The organism is Pseudooceanicola sediminis (assembly GCF_003575965.1).
Lineage (GTDB): Bacteria > Pseudomonadota > Alphaproteobacteria > Rhodobacterales > Rhodobacteraceae > Pseudooceanicola > Pseudooceanicola sediminis.
This window is the reverse complement of sequence record NZ_QWJJ01000016.1, coordinates 1-17,918: the sequence shown is the minus strand read 5'-3', so window position 1 is coordinate 17,918 and position 17,918 is coordinate 1. Positions and strand designations below refer to the sequence as shown.

18 protein-coding genes are annotated in these 17,918 nt (G+C 65.8%); 11 read left to right on the top strand and 7 right to left on the bottom strand.

Annotated elements, in window-relative coordinates; genetic code table 11:
• Positions 1-113: 113 nt before the first annotated feature.
• From DL237_RS16550 to DL237_RS16530, 5 genes are all read right to left on the bottom strand, one after another.
• The gene (locus DL237_RS16550; protein ID WP_199672127.1) at positions 114-836 is read right to left on the bottom strand and encodes an ABC transporter ATP-binding protein; all 723 of its coding nucleotides are present in this window, start codon (positions 834-836) and stop codon (positions 114-116) included.
• The gene (locus DL237_RS16545) at positions 833-1,600 is read right to left on the bottom strand and encodes an ABC transporter ATP-binding protein (protein WP_119400202.1); all 768 of its coding nucleotides are present in this window, start codon (positions 1,598-1,600) and stop codon (positions 833-835) included. The genes DL237_RS16550 and DL237_RS16545 overlap by 4 nt, the downstream gene beginning before the upstream one ends.
• Positions 1,597-2,865 (bottom strand): branched-chain amino acid ABC transporter permease, encoded by a 1,269-nt coding sequence (locus tag DL237_RS16540; RefSeq protein ID WP_119400201.1) that lies wholly within the window; start codon positions 2,863-2,865, stop codon positions 1,597-1,599. The genes DL237_RS16545 and DL237_RS16540 overlap by 4 nt, the downstream gene beginning before the upstream one ends.
• A complete protein-coding gene (locus tag DL237_RS16535) occupies positions 2,862-3,794 on the bottom strand; it encodes a branched-chain amino acid ABC transporter permease (RefSeq protein WP_119400200.1) in 933 nt (310 codons plus the stop codon). Before DL237_RS16535 ends, DL237_RS16540 begins: the two co-directional genes overlap by 4 nt.
• Positions 3,795-3,893: 99 nt before the next feature.
• Entirely contained in the window at positions 3,894-5,129 is a 1,236-nt protein-coding gene (locus DL237_RS16530) for a branched-chain amino acid ABC transporter substrate-binding protein (protein WP_119400199.1), read from the bottom strand.
• 142 nt (positions 5,130-5,271) lie between these two features.
• On the opposite strand from DL237_RS16530, the gene DL237_RS16525 reads away from it, so the two are divergent.
• Genes DL237_RS16525 through DL237_RS16485 form a run of 9 tightly spaced genes read left to right on the top strand, consistent with a single transcriptional unit; the run spans position 5,272 to position 13,214 of the window.
• Positions 5,272-6,465 (top strand): acyl-CoA dehydrogenase family protein, encoded by a 1,194-nt coding sequence (locus tag DL237_RS16525; RefSeq protein WP_119400198.1) that lies wholly within the window; start codon positions 5,272-5,274, stop codon positions 6,463-6,465.
• A 9-nt stretch (positions 6,466-6,474) separates the two neighbouring features.
• A complete protein-coding gene (locus DL237_RS16520; RefSeq protein ID WP_233545034.1) occupies positions 6,475-7,599 on the top strand; it encodes an acyl-CoA dehydrogenase family protein in 1,125 nt (374 codons plus the stop codon).
• Positions 7,600-7,606: 7 nt separating this feature from the next.
• Positions 7,607-8,428, top strand: coding sequence for an SDR family NAD(P)-dependent oxidoreductase (locus DL237_RS16515; protein WP_119400287.1), 822 nt, complete (start codon positions 7,607-7,609; stop codon positions 8,426-8,428).
• Complete coding sequence (locus DL237_RS16510) at positions 8,425-8,895, top strand: MaoC family dehydratase (protein WP_119400197.1); 471 nt, start codon at positions 8,425-8,427, stop codon at positions 8,893-8,895. Before DL237_RS16515 ends, DL237_RS16510 begins: the two co-directional genes overlap by 4 nt.
• Positions 8,892-9,818 (top strand): SDR family NAD(P)-dependent oxidoreductase, encoded by a 927-nt coding sequence (locus DL237_RS16505; protein WP_119400196.1) that lies wholly within the window; start codon positions 8,892-8,894, stop codon positions 9,816-9,818. The genes DL237_RS16510 and DL237_RS16505 overlap by 4 nt, the downstream gene beginning before the upstream one ends.
• 29 nt (positions 9,819-9,847) lie before the next feature.
• A complete protein-coding gene (locus DL237_RS16500) occupies positions 9,848-11,050 on the top strand; it encodes an acetyl-CoA C-acyltransferase (RefSeq protein WP_119400195.1) in 1,203 nt (400 codons plus the stop codon).
• Between the two features lie 3 nt (positions 11,051-11,053).
• Positions 11,054-11,716, top strand: coding sequence for a histidine phosphatase family protein (locus DL237_RS16495; protein WP_119400194.1), 663 nt, complete (start codon positions 11,054-11,056; stop codon positions 11,714-11,716).
• 8 nt (positions 11,717-11,724) lie between these two features.
• Positions 11,725-12,756, top strand: coding sequence for a phosphotransferase family protein (locus tag DL237_RS16490; protein WP_119400193.1), 1,032 nt, complete (start codon positions 11,725-11,727; stop codon positions 12,754-12,756).
• Positions 12,757-12,776: 20 nt separating this feature from the next.
• Positions 12,777-13,214 (top strand): PaaI family thioesterase, encoded by a 438-nt coding sequence (locus tag DL237_RS16485; RefSeq protein ID WP_199672126.1) that lies wholly within the window; start codon positions 12,777-12,779, stop codon positions 13,212-13,214.
• Positions 13,215-13,384: 170 nt separating this feature from the next.
• On the opposite strand, the gene DL237_RS16480 is transcribed toward DL237_RS16485, so the two are convergent.
• Positions 13,385-14,419, bottom strand: coding sequence for an NAD(P)/FAD-dependent oxidoreductase (locus DL237_RS16480; RefSeq protein ID WP_119400192.1), 1,035 nt, complete (start codon positions 14,417-14,419; stop codon positions 13,385-13,387).
• 86 nt (positions 14,420-14,505) lie between these two features.
• Here DL237_RS16480 and mnmD point away from each other — a divergent pair, with 86 nt between their 5' ends.
• Together mnmD and DL237_RS16470 are read left to right on the top strand one after the other, a co-directional pair.
• Positions 14,506-15,183 (top strand): tRNA (5-methylaminomethyl-2-thiouridine)(34)-methyltransferase MnmD, encoded by a 678-nt coding sequence (gene mnmD, locus DL237_RS16475; RefSeq protein WP_119400191.1) that lies wholly within the window; start codon positions 14,506-14,508, stop codon positions 15,181-15,183.
• Positions 15,180-16,046 carry a DMT family transporter gene (locus DL237_RS16470; protein WP_119400190.1) on the top strand — a complete coding sequence of 289 codons (867 nt, stop codon included), beginning with the start codon at positions 15,180-15,182 and terminating at the stop codon, positions 16,044-16,046. Before mnmD ends, DL237_RS16470 begins: the two co-directional genes overlap by 4 nt.
• Here the strand turns inward: DL237_RS16470 and DL237_RS16465 are convergent.
• Positions 16,011-17,918, bottom strand: a 1,908-nt coding sequence (locus DL237_RS16465; RefSeq protein WP_147405370.1) for a lytic transglycosylase domain-containing protein, incomplete at its 5' end; no start/stop codon positions are given. The two genes, DL237_RS16470 and DL237_RS16465, sit on opposite strands and share 36 nt — an antisense overlap.

Sequence of the window (17,918 nt, the reverse complement as noted above, 5' to 3'; positions counted from 1 at the left end):
GGATCACCGGCGTCGCTCCGAACGGGCACGATCCCGCGCATGCAAAACCCGCCCGGAGGATGCTCCGGGCGGGCTCTTGTGGTCATGGCGAAAAGGGGGCGCGCCGGGTCGCCTCAGACCTCCAGCCATTCCTTTCGGATATCGTCGCGGGTGGCAAAATCGTCGGGCGTCCCGCCATAGACGATCTCTCCGTGGCCCATCACGTAGACCCGGTCAGCGATGCGCAGCGCGATCGACAGCTTTTGCTCGACCAGCAGGATCGACACCCCGGCCTTGGCAATTTCTGCAATCATGTCACCGACTTGCTGCACGATCAGCGGCGCCAGGCCCTCGGTCGGCTCGTCGATGATGATCAGGTCCGGGTCGCCCATCAGCGTCCGGCACATGGTCAGCATCTGCTTTTCACCACCCGACAGGACCCCCGCCGGGTTGTCCGCGCGCCGCGCCAGGTTGGGGAACATGTCCAGCATCTGCTGGATGTTCCACTTGCCCGGCCGGCGCATGTCCTTGATCCCCAGCAGCAGGTTCTGGCGCACCGTCATCGCCGGAAAGATGTCGCGGCTTTCGGGCACATAGCCCAACCCCAGCCGAGCGATCTTGTGGTTCGCCAGACCGGAAATCTCCTGTCCCTTGAACCGAATCGACCCGATCGGACTGACCTCGCCCATGATCGCCTTGGCAGTGGTCGAGCGCCCGACTCCGTTGCGACCCAGCAGCGCGATCACCTCGCCCGGCATGATCTCCATGTTCACGCCGTGCAGAACGTGGGATTTGCCGTAATAGGCGTGCAGGTCCCTGATGGCCAGCATCGGCTCGATATTGGTGGCGACGTTCATGCCGGCACTCCCTCTTCGACTTCCTCGCCCAGATAGGCTTCGCGCACCTTCGGATCGCCGCGGATCTCCTCCGGTGTGCCGGTCGCGATGATCTCTCCGTAGACCAGCACGCTGATCCGGTCGGCCAGGTTGAACACCACGCCCATGTCATGTTCGACGATCAGCAACGTCTTGCCCTGGCTGGCCTTTTCGATCAGCGCCACGGCGCGGTCGGTTTCCGAATGGCTCATCCCCGCGGTCGGTTCATCCAGCAGGATCACCTCGGCCCCGCCCGCGATGGTGATGGCGATTTCCAGCGTCCGCTGGTCTGCATAGGGCAGCAGCGTCGCAGGCAGATGCGCCTTGTCGATCAGCCCGACATCCTCGAGAATTGCGGCGGTCTTTTCCGACACTTCCCGCAGGTTGCCGATGTTGCGCCAGAAGGAATAGCCATAGCCCATCGAATACAGCACGCCACAGCGGACGTTTTCCCGCACCGTCATGTTGGTAAAGATGTTGGACACCTGAAAACTGCGCGACAATCCCATGCGGTTGATCTCGAACGGTTTCTTGCCGGAAATCTTGTCGCCATTCAGCCAGATCTCGCCCGAGGTCGGCAGGAACCGCCCCGAGATGAGGTTGAACAGTGTCGATTTACCGGCGCCGTTCGGCCCGATGATGGCATGTCTTTCGCCCTTGGCCACCTGCAGGTTGACGCCCTGGATGATCTTGGCCGGTCCAAAGGACTTTTTCAGATCAATCAGTTGCAATGCTTCGTTACTCATGACGTCACCTCGCTTTCGCTGCGGGCCACCCGGCGCAGCAGCAGCGCACCGATCACAAACGGCAGCACGATCACCACCCAGGTCAGCGGGCTGCCATGCGCCAGTTCCAGACCGAACGGCTCGAACACCTCGCCATAGCCATCCGACCAGCGAAAGGCGACTTCGACCAGTGTGATGGTCGAGACCGCCATCAGCGCCAGCCCCAGCAGGCGGATGGCCCAACCGGCCGCGACCTCGTTCAGCCTGCCACTGCGCAGCACATCCCAGGTGCCATAGACGACACCGGCAATCCCGTCGGGCACGAACATCACGACGCCGACGAACATCAGCCCCAGGTACAACAGCCATCCGGCGGTATAATCGCTCAGGTTGCTGCCCATGTAGGTCATCACGATGGCGCCCATGATCGGCCCGGTGAAATACCGGATGCCGCCCACATAGGCCGCGATCAGGATCGCACCCGAGGGCACCAGCGACAGGTTTTCCGGCGTGAAGATCTCATCCTGAACGGCGGACATGCCCCCGGCCATACCGGCAAAGGCCCCGGCGAAGATGAACACCAGATAGCGCACGCGCTGCGGATTATAGCCGACGAACTCGACCCGCTCGGGGTTGTCGCGCGTCGCCTCGCTCAGCTTGCCCAGCGGCGTACGGGTAAAGGCATAGGTGCCGACGACACCGACAAAGGTCCAGAAGGCGATGTACCAGTAGACTTCGTTCAGCGGCCCCAGCGACAGGCCGAGGAACTCAGGCCCGCCCATGCGGTCGGCCGAAATCCCCATCTCGCCCCCGAACAGGCTGTCGAACATGAAGCCCGCCGCCGCCACCAGCTCGGCCACGCCGAGCGAGATCATCGCGAAGGGTGTGCCGGCCCGGCGGCACGACGGCCAGCCGATGACGGCCCCGGCCAGTGCCCCTGCGCCAAACCCGAAGGCGGGCATGGTAAAGATCGGCACCGCGCCCCAGATCCCGGTGTCCGCCGCGATCCAGTTCATCACGTGCACGCAGAAATAACCGCCCAGCCCGAGGTAAACCGCATGGCCGAAGGACAGCATCCCGGCACGGCCCAGCAGCATGTTGAACGACAGGGCAAAGACAATGTTGATCCCCATGTGGTTCAGCAGCGTCAGCGTCGAACGCGACGGCCCGAACAGCGGGATCACCGCCAGCGCCAGTGCGAACAGGATCATCGGCAGCACGCGCTGGCGAAACTTTTCGGCCCGGCTGGGGGCCAGATCGACGTAGGTTGTTGTCATGTCGGTCATACCTCACGGTCTCCCATCAATCCGGTCGGTCGCACCATCAGCACCACCACCAGCAACAGGAACGGCAGCATCGGCGCCATCGAGGCGATGGTGATCCCGCCGACCTCGGATGTGCCCGCCAGCCCCAGAAAGCCAAAGATATCGGCCAGCGATGCGTTGATCGACACCGCCGAGGTTTGCAGCAGCCCGATGATCATCGCGGCGATGAACGCGCCCTCCAGGCTGCCCAACCCGCCGACCACCACGACCACAAAGACGATCGGCCCCATCTGCACCGCCATCGCCGGATCGGTGATGAAGTAATTGCCACCGATGACCCCGGCCAGGCCCGCCAGCGCACAGCCCGCGCCGAACACCATCATGAAGATCATCGGCACGTTATGCCCCAGGTGCCCCACCATATGCGGATGGGTCAGTGCGGCCTGAATGATCAGGCCCGCCCGTGTGCGGCGCAGCAGATACCACAACGCGACCAGCATCAGGATGGCCACCAGCAGGATAAAGATGCGGTACGCGGGGTATTGCGCGCCATAGAGCGTGAACAGCGGAAAATCCAGCAGCTCCGGCACCTTGTAATTCACCGCCGTCCGACCCCAGAAGATCTTGACGACCTCGTCGATCAGATAGGCCAGCCCGAAGGTGAACAACAGCTCGGCCACGTGGCCCCGGGCGTGCACCTTGCGCAGCCCGTACCGCTCCACCACCATGCCCGCCAACCCGACCAGAACCGGGGCAATGAACAGCGCGATCCAGAAGTTGGACCCCTCCATCAACGTATAGGCGAAATAGGCCCCCAGCATGTAAAAGCTGGCGTGGGCGAAGTTCAGAACCCCCATCATCGAAAAGATGAGCGTCAGCCCGCTGGACAGCATGAAGAGCAGAAGCCCGTAGATCACGCCATTCAGCACGGCAAAGACAACCGTTTCCATGGTGTCCCCCCTGGTCTGAGCCGTCCCGGTCAGGGAACGGAGGGCGCCATGCCCAAAAGGGAATGACGCCCGGATTGCGGTAAAGAGAGGTGCCCGAGCTTACTCGGGCCGTTCCATCTGACAGGTCGTCGGCGTCGAGGCCGCCTCGGCGGAAATCTTGCCGCCGTCCACCAGTCTCCAGCCCAGATCGGTGTTGTCGACGCCGTACTTGACGTCTTTTGCCACCGTGGTCACGAACAGGTTCTGTTGCAACTGGTGATCTTCGGCGCGCATGGTGGCCGGGCCATAGGCCGCGTCAACCTCAAGGCCTTCCATGGCATTGGCCACCGCGATCGGCTCGACGCTGCCGGCTTTCTCGGCGGCGGCATCGAACATCTGAAGCGTCGTAAAGGCGCGGTCGTAGTAATAATCGTACTGCGGAAAACGCTCCTTGTACTCCTCGATCATCGCGTACTGTTCGTCCGAAGCTTCCAGGTTGGTGACGCCTTCGCTGACCTGGTACAGGGTGTCGACGGCCCCTTCACCCAGTGCGGCAACTGCACCGTTCGACCCGCCATAGAAGGTCAGGTATGGAATTTTCTGGCCAGCGTCGGCTGCCGCCTTGACCAGCAGCGTCATGTCCTGACCCCAGTTCCCGGTGATCACGGCATCCGCCCCGGACGAGATGATCTTCTGCACGTAGGGGGTGAAATCCTTGACCTTGGCCAGCGGATGCAGCTCGTTCCCGACGATCTCGATGTCGGGGCGTTTTTCCTTCAGCTGCGACACGGCCGCGGCCGCGACGGCCTCGCCATGAACATAGTCCTGACCGATGATGTAGACCTTCTTGATGTCGTCACGCTTGGCGACCCAATCGGTGATGGCGTTCATCTTCATGTCGGTATGGGCATCGAACCGAAAGTGCCAGAACGAGCAGGCTTCGTTGGTGAAGGCGGGCGTCACAGCGGCATAGTTGAAGAAAATCACCTCTTCGCCGGGGTTACGGGCGTTGTGCTTGTTCACCGCCTCGATGATCGCCGAGGCCACGGACGACCCGTTGCCCTGGATGATATAGCGCGCGCCGCTGTCGATCGCCTTCTGCAATTGCACCAGCGATTCTTTCGGGCTGACCTTGTTGTCATAGCCGACGATCTCGATGTCGTCGCCATTCACGCCGCCGTTTGCATTGATGTGTTCGGCCGCCAGCATGAAAGATTGCAGCGCCGGTTCACCCGATGATGCCATCGCGCCCGACAGCGGGTCGATAAAGGCCATCTTGATCGTATCCGCATGCGCTGCCGTCACGGCAATCGCAGAAACGGCAGCCGCGAGAACGGCAGTCCTAGTTGATCGCATTGTTGTCTCCTCCCAAAGATGGAAAACAGGGTATGCTGTTCCCGTCCTCCTGACCAGATGAAAAGGTTTCCGTCGCGGGTTGTCAAGCAAACTGTGAAATTCTATTCTGCAATGCAAAACATCAACCGTAGGGGAGGACGGGATGCTTGACTTTTCTGAGAAACCAGAGCGTTTCCGCGCAGGAATCACAACCTGGATCGAGGCGCATTGCGCCCCCTCCCTGCGCAATCGCGCGCCCTCCGACCATCAGATATGCTGGGGCGGCAAATGCTGGACCTTCGACAGCGACGCACAGCGCGACTGGATGCAGGCCGCCGCCGCCGAAGGGCTGACCGCGCCACGCTGGCCGGTCGAATATGGCGGGGCCGGGCTGACCCGCGCGCAGGACAAGATCTACCGCGAGGAACTGGCCCGTCTCGGCGCACCCACACCATTGGAAAGCTTCGGATTGTGGATGCTTGGCCCTGCCCTGCTGGCCTTCGGCACGCATGAACAAAAGCTTCACTACCTGCCCCAGATCACGCGCGGAGAGATTCGCTGGTGTCAGGGATATTCCGAACCGGGCGCAGGCAGCGACCTCGCCTCGGTCCAGACCCGCGCCGAGGATCGCGGCGATCACTGGGTCGTCACCGGCTCGAAAATCTGGACATCCTATGCCGATCAGGCGGACTGGATCTTTGCGCTGGTGCGCACCGACCGCGACGCGCCAAAGCACAAGGGCATCTCCTTCATGCTGATCGACATGGAGGCGGCAGGCGTGACCACCCGCCCCATCCGCCTGATCTCGGGCGCATCGCCCTTCTGCGAGACGTTCTTTGACGGCGTCATCGTCCCCAAGGTGGATGAAAACGGCAATTCCCGAATCGTGGGCGCGCTGAACGGCGGCTGGGACGTGGCAAAGCATCTGCTGACCCACGAACGCGAAATGATCGGCGGCGGGGCGCGTGGCCTGCTGGGCGGGCGCTCTCTCGGCGCGTTCCTTGCGACGCAAGACCCGGGCATCATGGCCGATCCCATCCTGCGAGCCGAGGCGATGATGCTGGAAATCGACAGCCTCGCCACCGCCATGACGCTGGAACGCTACGGTGACATGGCCAGGCAGGGCGGCGTCGGCGATGCCAGCGCCATGCTGAAATACGCCGGGACCGAGCTGAACAAGCGCCGCTATGAACTTCTGATGTCCGTCAGCGGCAGCGACGGCGTGGAATGGGACGGCCCGCAGGGCGCGCTCGCCCCCGACTGGCTGCGCACCAAGGCCAATTCGATCGAGGGCGGCACCAGCGAGGTGATGCTCGACATCCTGTCCAAACGCGTCCTGCAACTGCCGACCCAATAGGAACATTCGATGACGCAAAGTCTGATCCCCACGACGGATGAAGTGATGCTGCGCGACGCGGCCCGTGGCTTTCTGGCCGATGCCAGCCCGGTGTCGGCCCTGCGTGACAACCGTGACGCCAACCGCCCCTTTGACCCCGGCCTCTGGCGCGAAATGGCACAGATGGGCTGGGCCGGGGTGCTGGTGCCCGAGGATGCGGGCGGCGCCGACATGGGGCACCGCGCCGCCGGCATCCTGGCCGAGGAAATGGGCGAGGTCCTCGCCGCTTCGCCGTTCCTCTCCACCGCCGTCATCGCCGCCACGGCCCTGCGCGCCGCAGCGCACGCGCGCCTGACCGACATCGCGGGCGGTGACGTCACCTATGCGCTGGCGGTGGACGAGGGCACCAAGCACGCCCCCGAAGCCACCGCCCTGCGTGCCGCGGCCAGCGGCAACGGATTTCGCCTGACCGGCCAGAAACGCTTTGTGGCCGACGGGGCCAGTGCCACCCGCCTGCTGATCCTCGCCCGCACCTCCGGCAGCCCCGGTGACGCGCAGGGCCTGACGCTGTTCGATATCGACGCCGACCGTGCGGGCGTGACCCGCACCGCGCGCCCCACCATCGACAGCCGCGACCACGCGCAGCTTGACCTGACCGATGTCGCCGCCACCGGCGCGGACGTGGTGGGCACGCTCGACGATGCCATGACCGTCCTGCGCCCCGCCCTGAACGCCGGGCAGGCGGCGCTGGCGGGCGAATTGCTGGGCTTGTCCGCAGGCGCCTTCGGCATGACCGCCGCCTATCTCAAGGACCGCCGCCAGTTCGGCCGCACCATCGGCAGCTTTCAGGCCCTGCAACACCGCGCCGCACATCTGTGGAGCGAGATCGAGATCACCGCCAGCGCCATCGCAAACGCCGGGCGCGTCCTGGACGAAACCCCGGAGGAGGCCGCGCTGGCCGTTTCCGTCGCCAAGGCCCGCGCCACGGCAACCGCGAAACTGGCGGTCAGCGAAGGCGTGCAGATGCACGGCGGCATCGGCATGACGGATGATTTCGACATGGGATTTTTCATGAAACGCGCCCGCGTCGGCGCGGAATGGCTGGGCGATTACGGCTATCACGCCGCCCGCGTCGCAGCCGCAAGGGGCTTTTGACATGCAGATGACACCACACACCCTCAACGATCTCTCGGGCAAGGTCGCCCTTGTCACCGGCGGAGCCACCGGCATTGGCCGCATGGCCGCCGAAGGGCTGGTTGCCGCTGGCGCACGCGTGCTGATCGCCTCGCGCAAGGCCGAGGCCTGCGCGGCGGTGGCCGAGGACCTCAACGCCCTCGGCCTGCCCGGCACCGCCGAAGGCTTCGGCGGCGATGTCGGCACCGAGGCGGGCATCACGGCCCTGTCCCGGGATCTGCGCGCGCGCACCGACAAGCTGCACATCCTGATGAACAACGCGGGCCGCACCTGGGGCGCGCCGATGGGCGACTTTCCCTATGAGGCATGGGGCAAGGTGCTGGGGCTGAACGTCACCGGCATGTTCCACCTGACGCAGACCCTGCTGGATCTGCTGCGCGCCGCGGCCACCGATGACGACCCCGCGCGCATCGTCAACGTCGGCTCGGTCATGGGCGAAATCCCCAAGGGTCAGGGCGCCTATTCCTATGCCGTTTCGAAAAGCGCGGTGCACCACATGACCCGCGTGCTGGCCAATGAACTGGCCGCCGACCGCATCACCGTCAACGCCATCGCGCCGGGGCCCTTCATGTCCAAGATGATGGCCTTTGCCATCGGCCATGAGGAAGGGCGCGCCAAGACTGCCGCATCGGTCCCGCTGGGCCGGGTCGGTCGCGAAGAGGATATCGCCGGCACCCTGCAATTCCTCTGCGGGCGCGGCGGCAGCTATATCACCGGCGCGATCATCCCGCTGTCGGGCGGTATGCAGGTCGCCACCGCACAGGCGGCGTTCCTGGAGGATGACGCATGACCAGCCAGACCCTGACCCGCGCACAATTTCAGGAAAGGGTGGGCCAGACCATCGGCACCTCGCGCTGGTACGAGATCGGGCAGGACCGCATCGACGCCTTCGCGGACTGCACCGAAGATCACCAGTACATCCACATCGACCCCGCGCGCGCCGCCGAAACGCCCTTTGGCACCACCATCGCGCATGGCTTCCTGACCCTCTCGATGCTCTCGGCGATGGTCTATGAAATGCCCGCCGTCGCAGGCGCGGTGATGGGCGTGAACTACGGAATGAACAAGGTGCGCTTCATCAGCCCCGTGCCCTCGGGCGCGCGGATCCGGGGCCATTTCACGCTCGACCGGATCGACGACATCCGCCCGACAGAAATCCAGACCACGATGACCGTGACGGTCGAGATCGAGGGTCAGGACAAACCGGCCCTTGTCGCGGAATGGCTTGGGCGGCGCTATTTTGGAGAGACTGCATGACGATCAGATTTGACGGCCGCGTGGCCATTGTCACCGGCGCCGGTGTCGGCCTTGGCCGCAGCCATGCCCTCGGCCTTGCCGCGCGCGGCGCACGCGTCGTGGTCAACGACCTCGGCGTGGCCACCGATGGCACCGGAACCTCCACCGCGCAGGCAGATGCCGTGGTTGCGGAAATCCGCGCGGCGGGCGGTGACGCCATCGCCCACGGTGCCAACGTGACCGACGCCGAACAGGTGCAGGACATGGTCGACACCGCCATCGCCAAATGGGGCCGCGTCGACATCCTCGTCTGCAACGCAGGCATCCTGCGTGACAAGACATTTGCCAAGATGGACCTGTCGGATTTCGCACGCGTCGTCGATGTGCACCTGATGGGCTCCGTCGTGCCAACCAAGGCGCTCTGGGATCATTTCCGCGAAAACCAGTACGGGCGCATCGTCTACACCACCTCTGCCTCGGGGCTCTACGGCAACTTCGGCCAGTCGAACTATGGCGCGGCCAAGGCCTCTCTCGTCGGGCTGATGAACGTGCTCTGCCAGGAAGGCGCGAAATTCGACATCCGCGCCAACCTGCTGGCCCCGACCGCCGCGACCCGCATGACCGAGGGCCTGCTGCCCCAGCAGGTGCTGGACCTGCTGCGCCCCGAAACCATCACGCCCGGCCTGCTGACCCTGCTGCACGAAGACGCGCCCAGCCGCATGATCCTCGGTGCAGGTGGCGGCTGTTTCACCGAAACCCGCATCTATGAAACCGAAGGCCTCGCCTTTTCGGACGCCGACCTCGACCCCGACACGATCTTTGCCGCGATGGACCGGATCCGCGCGCAAGACGGCCAGCAGGTCATGCCCGGCGCCTTCGCCCAGACCCGCAAATACGCCCGGATGGCCGCCGAAAAGCGTGGCATCGAGCTTCCCGAAACCTGATTTCCCTGACATTTTCCAAGGATACTCCCATGCGTGACGCAGTCATCGTCTCCACCGCCCGCACCCCCATCGGCAAGGCCTTTCGCGGTGCCTTCAACAACACCCAAGGACAGGAGCTGATCGGCCACGCCGTGAAACATGCGGTCAGCCGCGCCGGTCTGGATGGCTCGGAAATTCAGGACTGCCTGATCGGCACCGCCCTGCAACAGGGTTCCACCGGCGGCAATATCGCACGGCAGGCGGTGATCCGCGCCGGGCTGCCCGACACCATCGCGGGCATGTCGATGGACCGTCAGTGCGCCTCGGGCATGATGGCCATCGCCACGGCGGCGAAACAGGTGATCCACGACGGCATGCAGATCGCCATCGGCGGCGGGGTCGAATCGATCTCTCTCGTGCAGAACCAGAACATGCGCACCGACCGCGCCCGCGATCCCTGGATCAACGAACACATGCCCGCGCTCTACATGTCGATGCTGGAAACCGCCGAGATCGTGGCCGAACGCTACAACGTCAGCCGCGACGATCAGGATGAATACGCCCTGCGCAGCCAGCAACGCACCGCCGCCGCCCAGCAGGCGGGCAAGTTCGATGACGAGATCGTGCCGCTGACCAGCACCATGGGCGTCATGGACAAGCAGACCAAGGAAGTCTCCTTCAAGGAGGTCACGTTGCAACAGGACGAAGGCAACCGCCCCTCCACCACGCTGGAAAATCTCGCCTCCCTCGACCCCGTCTTCAAGGACGGCCAGCAGGTCGCGCAGGGCAGGTTCATCACCGCAGGCAACGCCAGCCAGCTCTCCGACGGGGCCTCTGCCTGCGTCATCATGGAAGGGCGCGAGGCCGAAAAGCGCGGCCTCGCGCCGCTTGGCCGCTACGTCGGCGTCATGGCCGCCGGCCTGAACCCGGACGAGATGGGCATCGGCCCGATCTACGCCGTGCCGAAACTGCTCGAGGCGCACGGGCTGAAAATGGACGACATCGGCCTGTGGGAACTGAACGAAGCCTTCGCCTGCCAGGTCCTGCACTCGGCCCGCGTCCTCGGCATCCCGGACGAGATCCTCAACGTCAACGGCGGCGCAATCTCGGTCGGCCATCCCTACGGCATGTCCGGCGCCCGCATGGTCGGCCACGCCCTGATCGAAGGCAAGCGGCGCGGCGCGAAATACGTCGTCTGCACCATGTGCGTCGGCGGTGGCATGGGCGCGGCCGGCCTGTTCGAGGTGCTCTGACCCTTGGGCATCCTGTACCTCATACGTCACGGCCAGGCCTCTTTCGGCGCTGCGGATTATGACGTGCTCTCCGACATAGGGCACGAACAGTCCCAGGCGCTCGGGGCCTGGTTCGCGGCGCAAGGCGTGCGGCCCGACCGCACCGCCCACGGCGGTCTGCGCCGCCAGCGCGACACGTTGGAGGGGATCCTGCGCGGCATGGGGCACAGCGCCCAGCCCGAGGTTCACCCCGGCCTGTCCGAGTTCGACTTCAAGGCCCTGCTCAACGCCCGTTTTGCGGGCGGCGACGCCCCCGAAGGCCTGCACGACGACCGCAAGAGCCACTTTCGCACCCTGCGCGATACCGTGGACCTCTGGCAGCGGGGCGAGATCGCAAACGCCCCCGAACCCTGGCCGGATTTCGTGGCCCGGGTCGAGGCCGCCCGTGCCCACCTGATGCGCGATGACGCCACCGTCTTCGCCGTCTCCTCTGGCGGCGCGATCGGCCAGATGACCGCCGCCGTACTCGGTGCCCCGCCCCAGACCCAGACGGCCCTGCAACTGCAAACCAAGAACTGCGCGGTCACCCGCTTCGTCTATTCGCCGCGCAATTGCTACCTGCACGGCTTCAACGACACCCCCTTCATCACGGCGGACACCGCAGACCGCCTGCTGACCTACAGCTAGAGGCCGCCATGACCAAAGATGCCAACCAGCTGGACCTGCCCGCAATCGAGCATTGGCTGCGCGGCCACCTGCCCGGCTTCGAAGGCCCCGCACGGGCCGAAAAGTTCGATGTCGGCCAGTCCAACCCCACCTATCGCCTCACCACGCCGACGCATCGCTACGTGCTGCGCCGCAAGCCGCCCGGCGTGCTGCTGAAATCCGCCCACGCGGTCGAACGCGAATTCCGCGTGCAAAAGGCCTTGGCGGAGACCGATGTGCCGGTCGCGAAAATGCACGTGCTGTGCGAGGATGACAGCGTCATCGGCTCGCCCTTCTATGTCATGGACGAGGTACAGGGCCGCCACTTCAACCTGCCCGACCTGCCCGAACTGGCAGTCGCGGACCGCCGCCCGATCCACCTGGAAATCGCCCGCGTCCTCGCGGCAATCCATGCAACCGACCTCGCCGCGACGGGCCTTTCCGACTATGGCCCCACCGGCAATTACTACCGCCGCCAGATCGACCGCTGGACCAAACAATACCGCGCCTCCGAGACCGACAGGATCGCGGCGATGGAAGAACTGATCCCTTGGCTCGACACCAACATCCCCGCCGATGACGGGCGCCGTACGCTGGCGCATGGCGATTTCCGTATCGACAACATGCTGTTCGAAAAGGACCGCCCCCGCATTGCTGCGGTGCTGGATTGGGAACTCTCGACCATCGGCCACCCGTTTGCGGATGTCGCCGCCGTGATCATGCAATGGAACATGCCCGCAGGCCCCGATGGGCGCGGCCTCGCGGGACTGGACCGCGACGCGCAGGGCCTGATGAGCGACGCCGCCTTCATCGATGCCTACTGCCAGCACGCAGATATTTCCGGGATCGAGGGGTTTGGCTTTTACCAGGCCTTCACCTTGTTCCGCATGGCAGGCATCATCCAGGGCGTCTACAAGCGCGCCCTCGACGGCAATGCCTCGAACCCGGAACGCGCCCTCAAGATGGGGGCCCTCGTGCCGCGCTTTGCCTCGGCGGGCCTCGATGCCGCCCGCACCGTCTGAACGAACAGGAAGAAGGCCCCATGTCTGACCGCAACGTCGCGTCCAACTCAGAACCCAGGATCGACCCGGCCCTGGTTGAACCCCCATACCCGCTGCAAAGGCACATCGGCTTCTACATCACCGACTGGACACAGGGCTACGCCCGCTTTGAACTGCCGATGGAGGATTTCCTGATGAACCGCTACGGCATCCTGCACGGCGGGGTGCATTCGCTGATGTGCGACACCGCCATGGGCTACGCAGGCGCCTACACCGGCGATCCGGAAAACCGCAACCTGGCGATGACGCTGAATCTCAGCGTGAACTTCATCGGCCAGATGAAGGGTACGACCCTGATCGCCGAAGGAAGACGGACCGGCGGCGGTGCCAGGACGTTTTTTGCCGAAGCGACGATCACCGACGATCTGGGCACATTGTCAGCCCGCGCCACGGGGGTCTTTCGCCTGCGCGCCAGCTGAGCGGACGAGGCTCTTTCATCTGGCCGAAAATACCCCGGGGGAACTGAGGCCGCATGGCCTCAGGGGGGCAGCGCCCCTTGCCGAGGGTAGGATGGGGGCGCTGCCCCCGTCAGGCTGCGCCTGCCTCCCCCGGGGTATTTCCCGCCAGATGACAGGGAGCAGGTCGTGCCTCAGAAGAGGGCTTCGGCGCGAAAGCCTTCGGGGATGGCGTCACGCCCTTCGAGCACCAGATCAGCCATCACCTCGGCGATTTTCGGGGCCATGCCGAAGCCGATCTTGAAGCCGCCGTTGGCGATGAAATGCCCCTGGCGCCCGGGCCACTGGCCCAGCATCGGGGCGCGGCTGCGCGCGCGGGGGCGCAACCCGGCCCAGCGCGCAATCACGCGGGCATCTGCAAGCAGCGGCAGGGCGGCACGGGCCGCCGCGATCACCGCGTCAAGGTGCGCATCCGTTGCGAGGCCCTCGAAGCTGCGTTCACTGGTCGAGCCTATGGCGACCGTACCGTCGGCATGCGGGACGATATGGACTCCGCCAGCAAAGACCTGCGGCGCGCCGGGCGCGTCGAAATCCAGCAACGCGGCCTGTCCCTTGACCGCCACGCCCACCATCTGACCGGTTTGCCGGCTCATCTCTTCCAGCCCAGCGGCGCCGGTGGCCCAGATCACCGCGCCTTCGTCCGGGGCTTCTGTCGCGATCTCGGCCCCCCGTGCACGCAGGGCGGCGGCGAGGGCCGCACAGGCCTGACCAGGGTGAATGCGCGCGCTCAGCGTATCGCGGATCAGCAGGCCGGAGGGCGAGGTCGGCTCGACCCCCTCTCCGGTCGCCGCGATGACCTGCCAGTCTGCGTGCCCTTGCCACAACCGCGCCGCCGTCGCTTCGCGTCCACGCGCCAGCGCGACCGCATGGTCATCGGCCAGCGGTTGCAACCGGCCCGTGCGGCCATAGCCCGGGGCCATGCCCGACACCGCTTCGACCCCGGCCCAGAATCGCTCGGCCATCAGCAGGCTGTCGAGTTGAAAGGCCTTCTTGTCGTTCCAGTTCTCCGGCACATGCGGCGCCAGCGCCCCCACGATCCCGCCGGAGGCCCCGGCCCCCACGCCGAACGGGTCGACGATGCGCGTGCGCGCGCCGCGCTGCACACAGGCCCAGGCGCAGCTCAGGCCAAAGATCCCCGCCCCGCGCACCGTCACGTCCATTCTTGCCATTGCCAGCCCTCCGCTGCATGGTCGCCGCGTCTTGATGACACCGTCCGCGCAACCGCTTTCAGACCCCGTACCTAAAGGATCCCCCCATGCAGGGCCAGCCACCCGAGCTTGAGTGGAAAGACGGCGATGTGCCCGTCGCCACCCGCTTTGATGACCCCTATTTCAGCCTTGGCAACGGGCTGGCGGAAACGGCGCATGTCTTTCTGGCGGGGAACGGTCTGCCGGAGCGCTTTCACGATGGCTTTCACATTGCCGAGCTCGGTTTCGGCACCGGGCTGAACTTGCTGGCCGCGCTCAGGCTCTGGCGCGACAGCGGCCAGGCCGGCACCCTGAGGTTCACCACGTTCGAGGCCTATCCCATGGCGCCCGCCGACATGGCCCGCGCGCAGGCCGCCTTTCCCGAGATTGCCGACCTCGCCGCCGAGATGGCCCCCCATCTGGGCAAACCCGCCTTTACCCTGCCCGGACTGGACTTTGCCATGCAACAGGGCGATGCGCGACAGATCCTGCCGGACTGGCAGGGGCAGGCGGATGCGTGGTTCCTCGACGGGTTCTCGCCTGCCCGCAACCCTGAAATGTGGGAAGAGCCGCTGATGCAGGCCGTCTACGACCATACGCGCCCCGGTGGCACGGCGGCGACCTATACCGCCGCGGGCCATGTCCGGGCCAAGCTTGCCTCTGCCGGGTTCACCGTGACCCGCGCCCCCGGCTTCGGGCGCAAACGGCACATGACGCAGGCCCAGCGACCAGATCTGCGCCCATGACCGAACAGAACACCAAGCTCGGGATCTGGCTGATGATCCTGACCACGTTCATCTTTGCCCTTCAGGACGGGTTGTCGCGCCATCTGGCGGGCGAATACAACGTCATGATGGTGGTGATGATCCGCTACTGGTTCTTTGCCGCCTTCGTGATCGCCGTGGCGACGCGCAAGGCCGGTGGCATCCGCGCCGCCGCGAAGACCAGCCAGCCGATCCTGCAAACCACGCGTGGCGTCCTGCTGGCGCTGGAAATCTGCGTCATGGTGCTGGGCTTTACCTACCTCGGCCTGATCGAAAGCCAGGCGGTGTTCATCGCCTACCCGCTGATCATCGCGGCGCTGTCGGGGCCGATCCTGGGCGAAAGCGTCGGCTGGCGCCGCTGGTCGGCCATCGGCGTCGGCTTTGTCGGCGTGATGATCATCCTCGAACCCGGTTTCGGCGTCTTTGCGCCCGCCGCCATCCTGCCCCTGCTCTCGGCCTTCATGTTCGCCATCTACGGCCTGCTGAACCGGTATGTCGCGCGCCGCGATACCTCGGCGACCTCGTTCTTCTGGACCGGCTGGACCGGCGCGGTCGTCATGACCGCCACCGGCATCTGGTTCTGGGAACCGATGAGCGGCCCTGACTGGGCGCTGATGACCGTGCTGTGCATCACCGGGGCGCTCGGGCACTATACCCTGATCCGCGTCTACGAACTGGCCGAGGCCAGCGCCGTTCAGCCGTTCGCCTATTTCCAGCTCGGCTTCGGCTCGCTTGTCGGGATCTTCGTCTTTGGTGAAAGCATCCGCACCAACGTCGCCATCGGCGCCGCGCTGATCATCGCCGCCGGCCTATTCACTCTCTGGCGAGAGCGGCAGCAGCGTTGATCCCCCCAGTTCGGCGCTGAAGGGCACGGGTCGCGGGTTCACCCCCAGCCGCGCCCGGTACACCGGCAGGCTTTCCGCAACCCGCTGCACGTAGTTGCGGGTTTCGCGATAGGGGATCGTCTCGACCCAGTCGACGACGTCGACCTCCGGGTCGCGCGGATCACCGAACAGGTCGATCCACTGTTCGGCCCGCCCCGGCCCGGCGTTGTAGCCGACCGCAATCAGCACGACATTACCGGAAAACCGCCGCGCCAGCTGCGCCAGGTAGGCCGAGCCGAGCGTCGCGTTGTGGCGCCAGTCCGACAGCAGGCGCGCCTGGTCGTGGTCGTCGATCCCCAGGTTGCGCGCGACCTCCTTCGCGGTGCCTGGCATCAGCTGCATCAGACCCCCTGCCCCGGCCCCCGAACTGACGCCGATGTCGAACTCGCTTTCGCGCCGGGCAATCGCCAGCGCCAGCTCCGGCGCCACCGGCAGCGTCATCTGCGCCAGCGGATGCAGCGCGTAGTAATAGCGCGGCAGCACGATGCCACGGCCCGCGGCCCGCTTGCCCAGCATCACCTGCATATGTGCATCGTTACGCGATTCCAGCATCGCCCCCATCAGGTTCAGCCCCGCGACCGATTGCACGTCTGCCATCTGCATCAGGAACATTTCGGCCTGGATGGGCTGACCGGCGGCCAGCAGCAATGCGCTGGCCTCGCGCAGCAGCGACCCCGTGATCTCGGGCACCTGCCAGTCGGCCAGCGGGCCCTGCCCGCCCAGCGCCGGATCCGACGCGACGCCCGCGCGCTCGGCCGCCAGCAACCCGTAATAGCTGGTCTGATGGCGCGCGCCCTCGGTATAGGCCGCCTTTGCCTGCTCGGCCTCTCCCAGGTCCTCATAGGCACGCCCCATCCAGTAATAGGCCCGCCCCAGCGAAATCGGTGTCTCGACCCCGTTGGCCAGCGCCAGGAAATGGTTCAGCGCGACCCGCGGCTGCGCCAGCTTGCGCAGCGCGATGAACCCCGCCAGCCATTCCAGGTCGGCAAAGTCGCTGCCCTCCGTCAGCTGGTGGTGGGCGGCCAGGTCATAGGCCAGCCTGTTGTCGCCCCGCCGCATCTCTTCGCGCGCATAGATGCGGCGTTCGTTCGCCCAGGCTTCCGGGCGGCCCAACCCGCCCTCGATACGGCTCTGGGTCCGCATCAGCAGGCGGGCCTGTTCGGTCTTGCCCACGGCAACCAGCGCCTTGAAACGTCCATAGACCAGCGCGGCATCCTTGCGATCCGCCACCGGCAGCGCGGCAATCGCCTCGGCCGTGCCCGGCGCGCCGACGCGCGCCAGCCGCCGTGCCTGGGCCAGCGCCCAGTCGCGTTCACCGACGCGGGGCTTCATGCGGTCCAGATCCTCTTGCTGACCTTCCCAGAACAGCATCTCCATCCGGTCACGGTTGAAGATCCGCAGCAGGTCGCCCTGCGCATCATACAGCGCCGCCTCGTCGCTTTCGGTCAGGGGCATGGTCTGCCAGGCCTTGACGATGACGCCATCCGCCTGCGTCGCCGCGCCGCGCGCGCGCAACGCCGCCGCCAGGGCGATCACCCCGGTGCCGGTCGTCGGGCTGCGACCGTCGTAGAACGCGATGATCTGCTCGGGCGTGGCATTTGCCATGCCGGCCTCGCTACGTCGGCGCAGCAGGTCCAGACCGGGCCAGTCCCCGTGACGGGTCAGAAAGCGCTCCACCTCGTCCGGGCTGCCAAGACCCGCCCGCAACCGTTGCCATTCGATCAGCGCCACGGCCGCCGGGCCGTCGCGCCGCGCAACCTCGGCCGCGCGCGCCCAGTCCCCGTCCTGCGCCGCCTGCATCGCCCAGGCCAGCGGCCGCGGCGGCATCCGGCT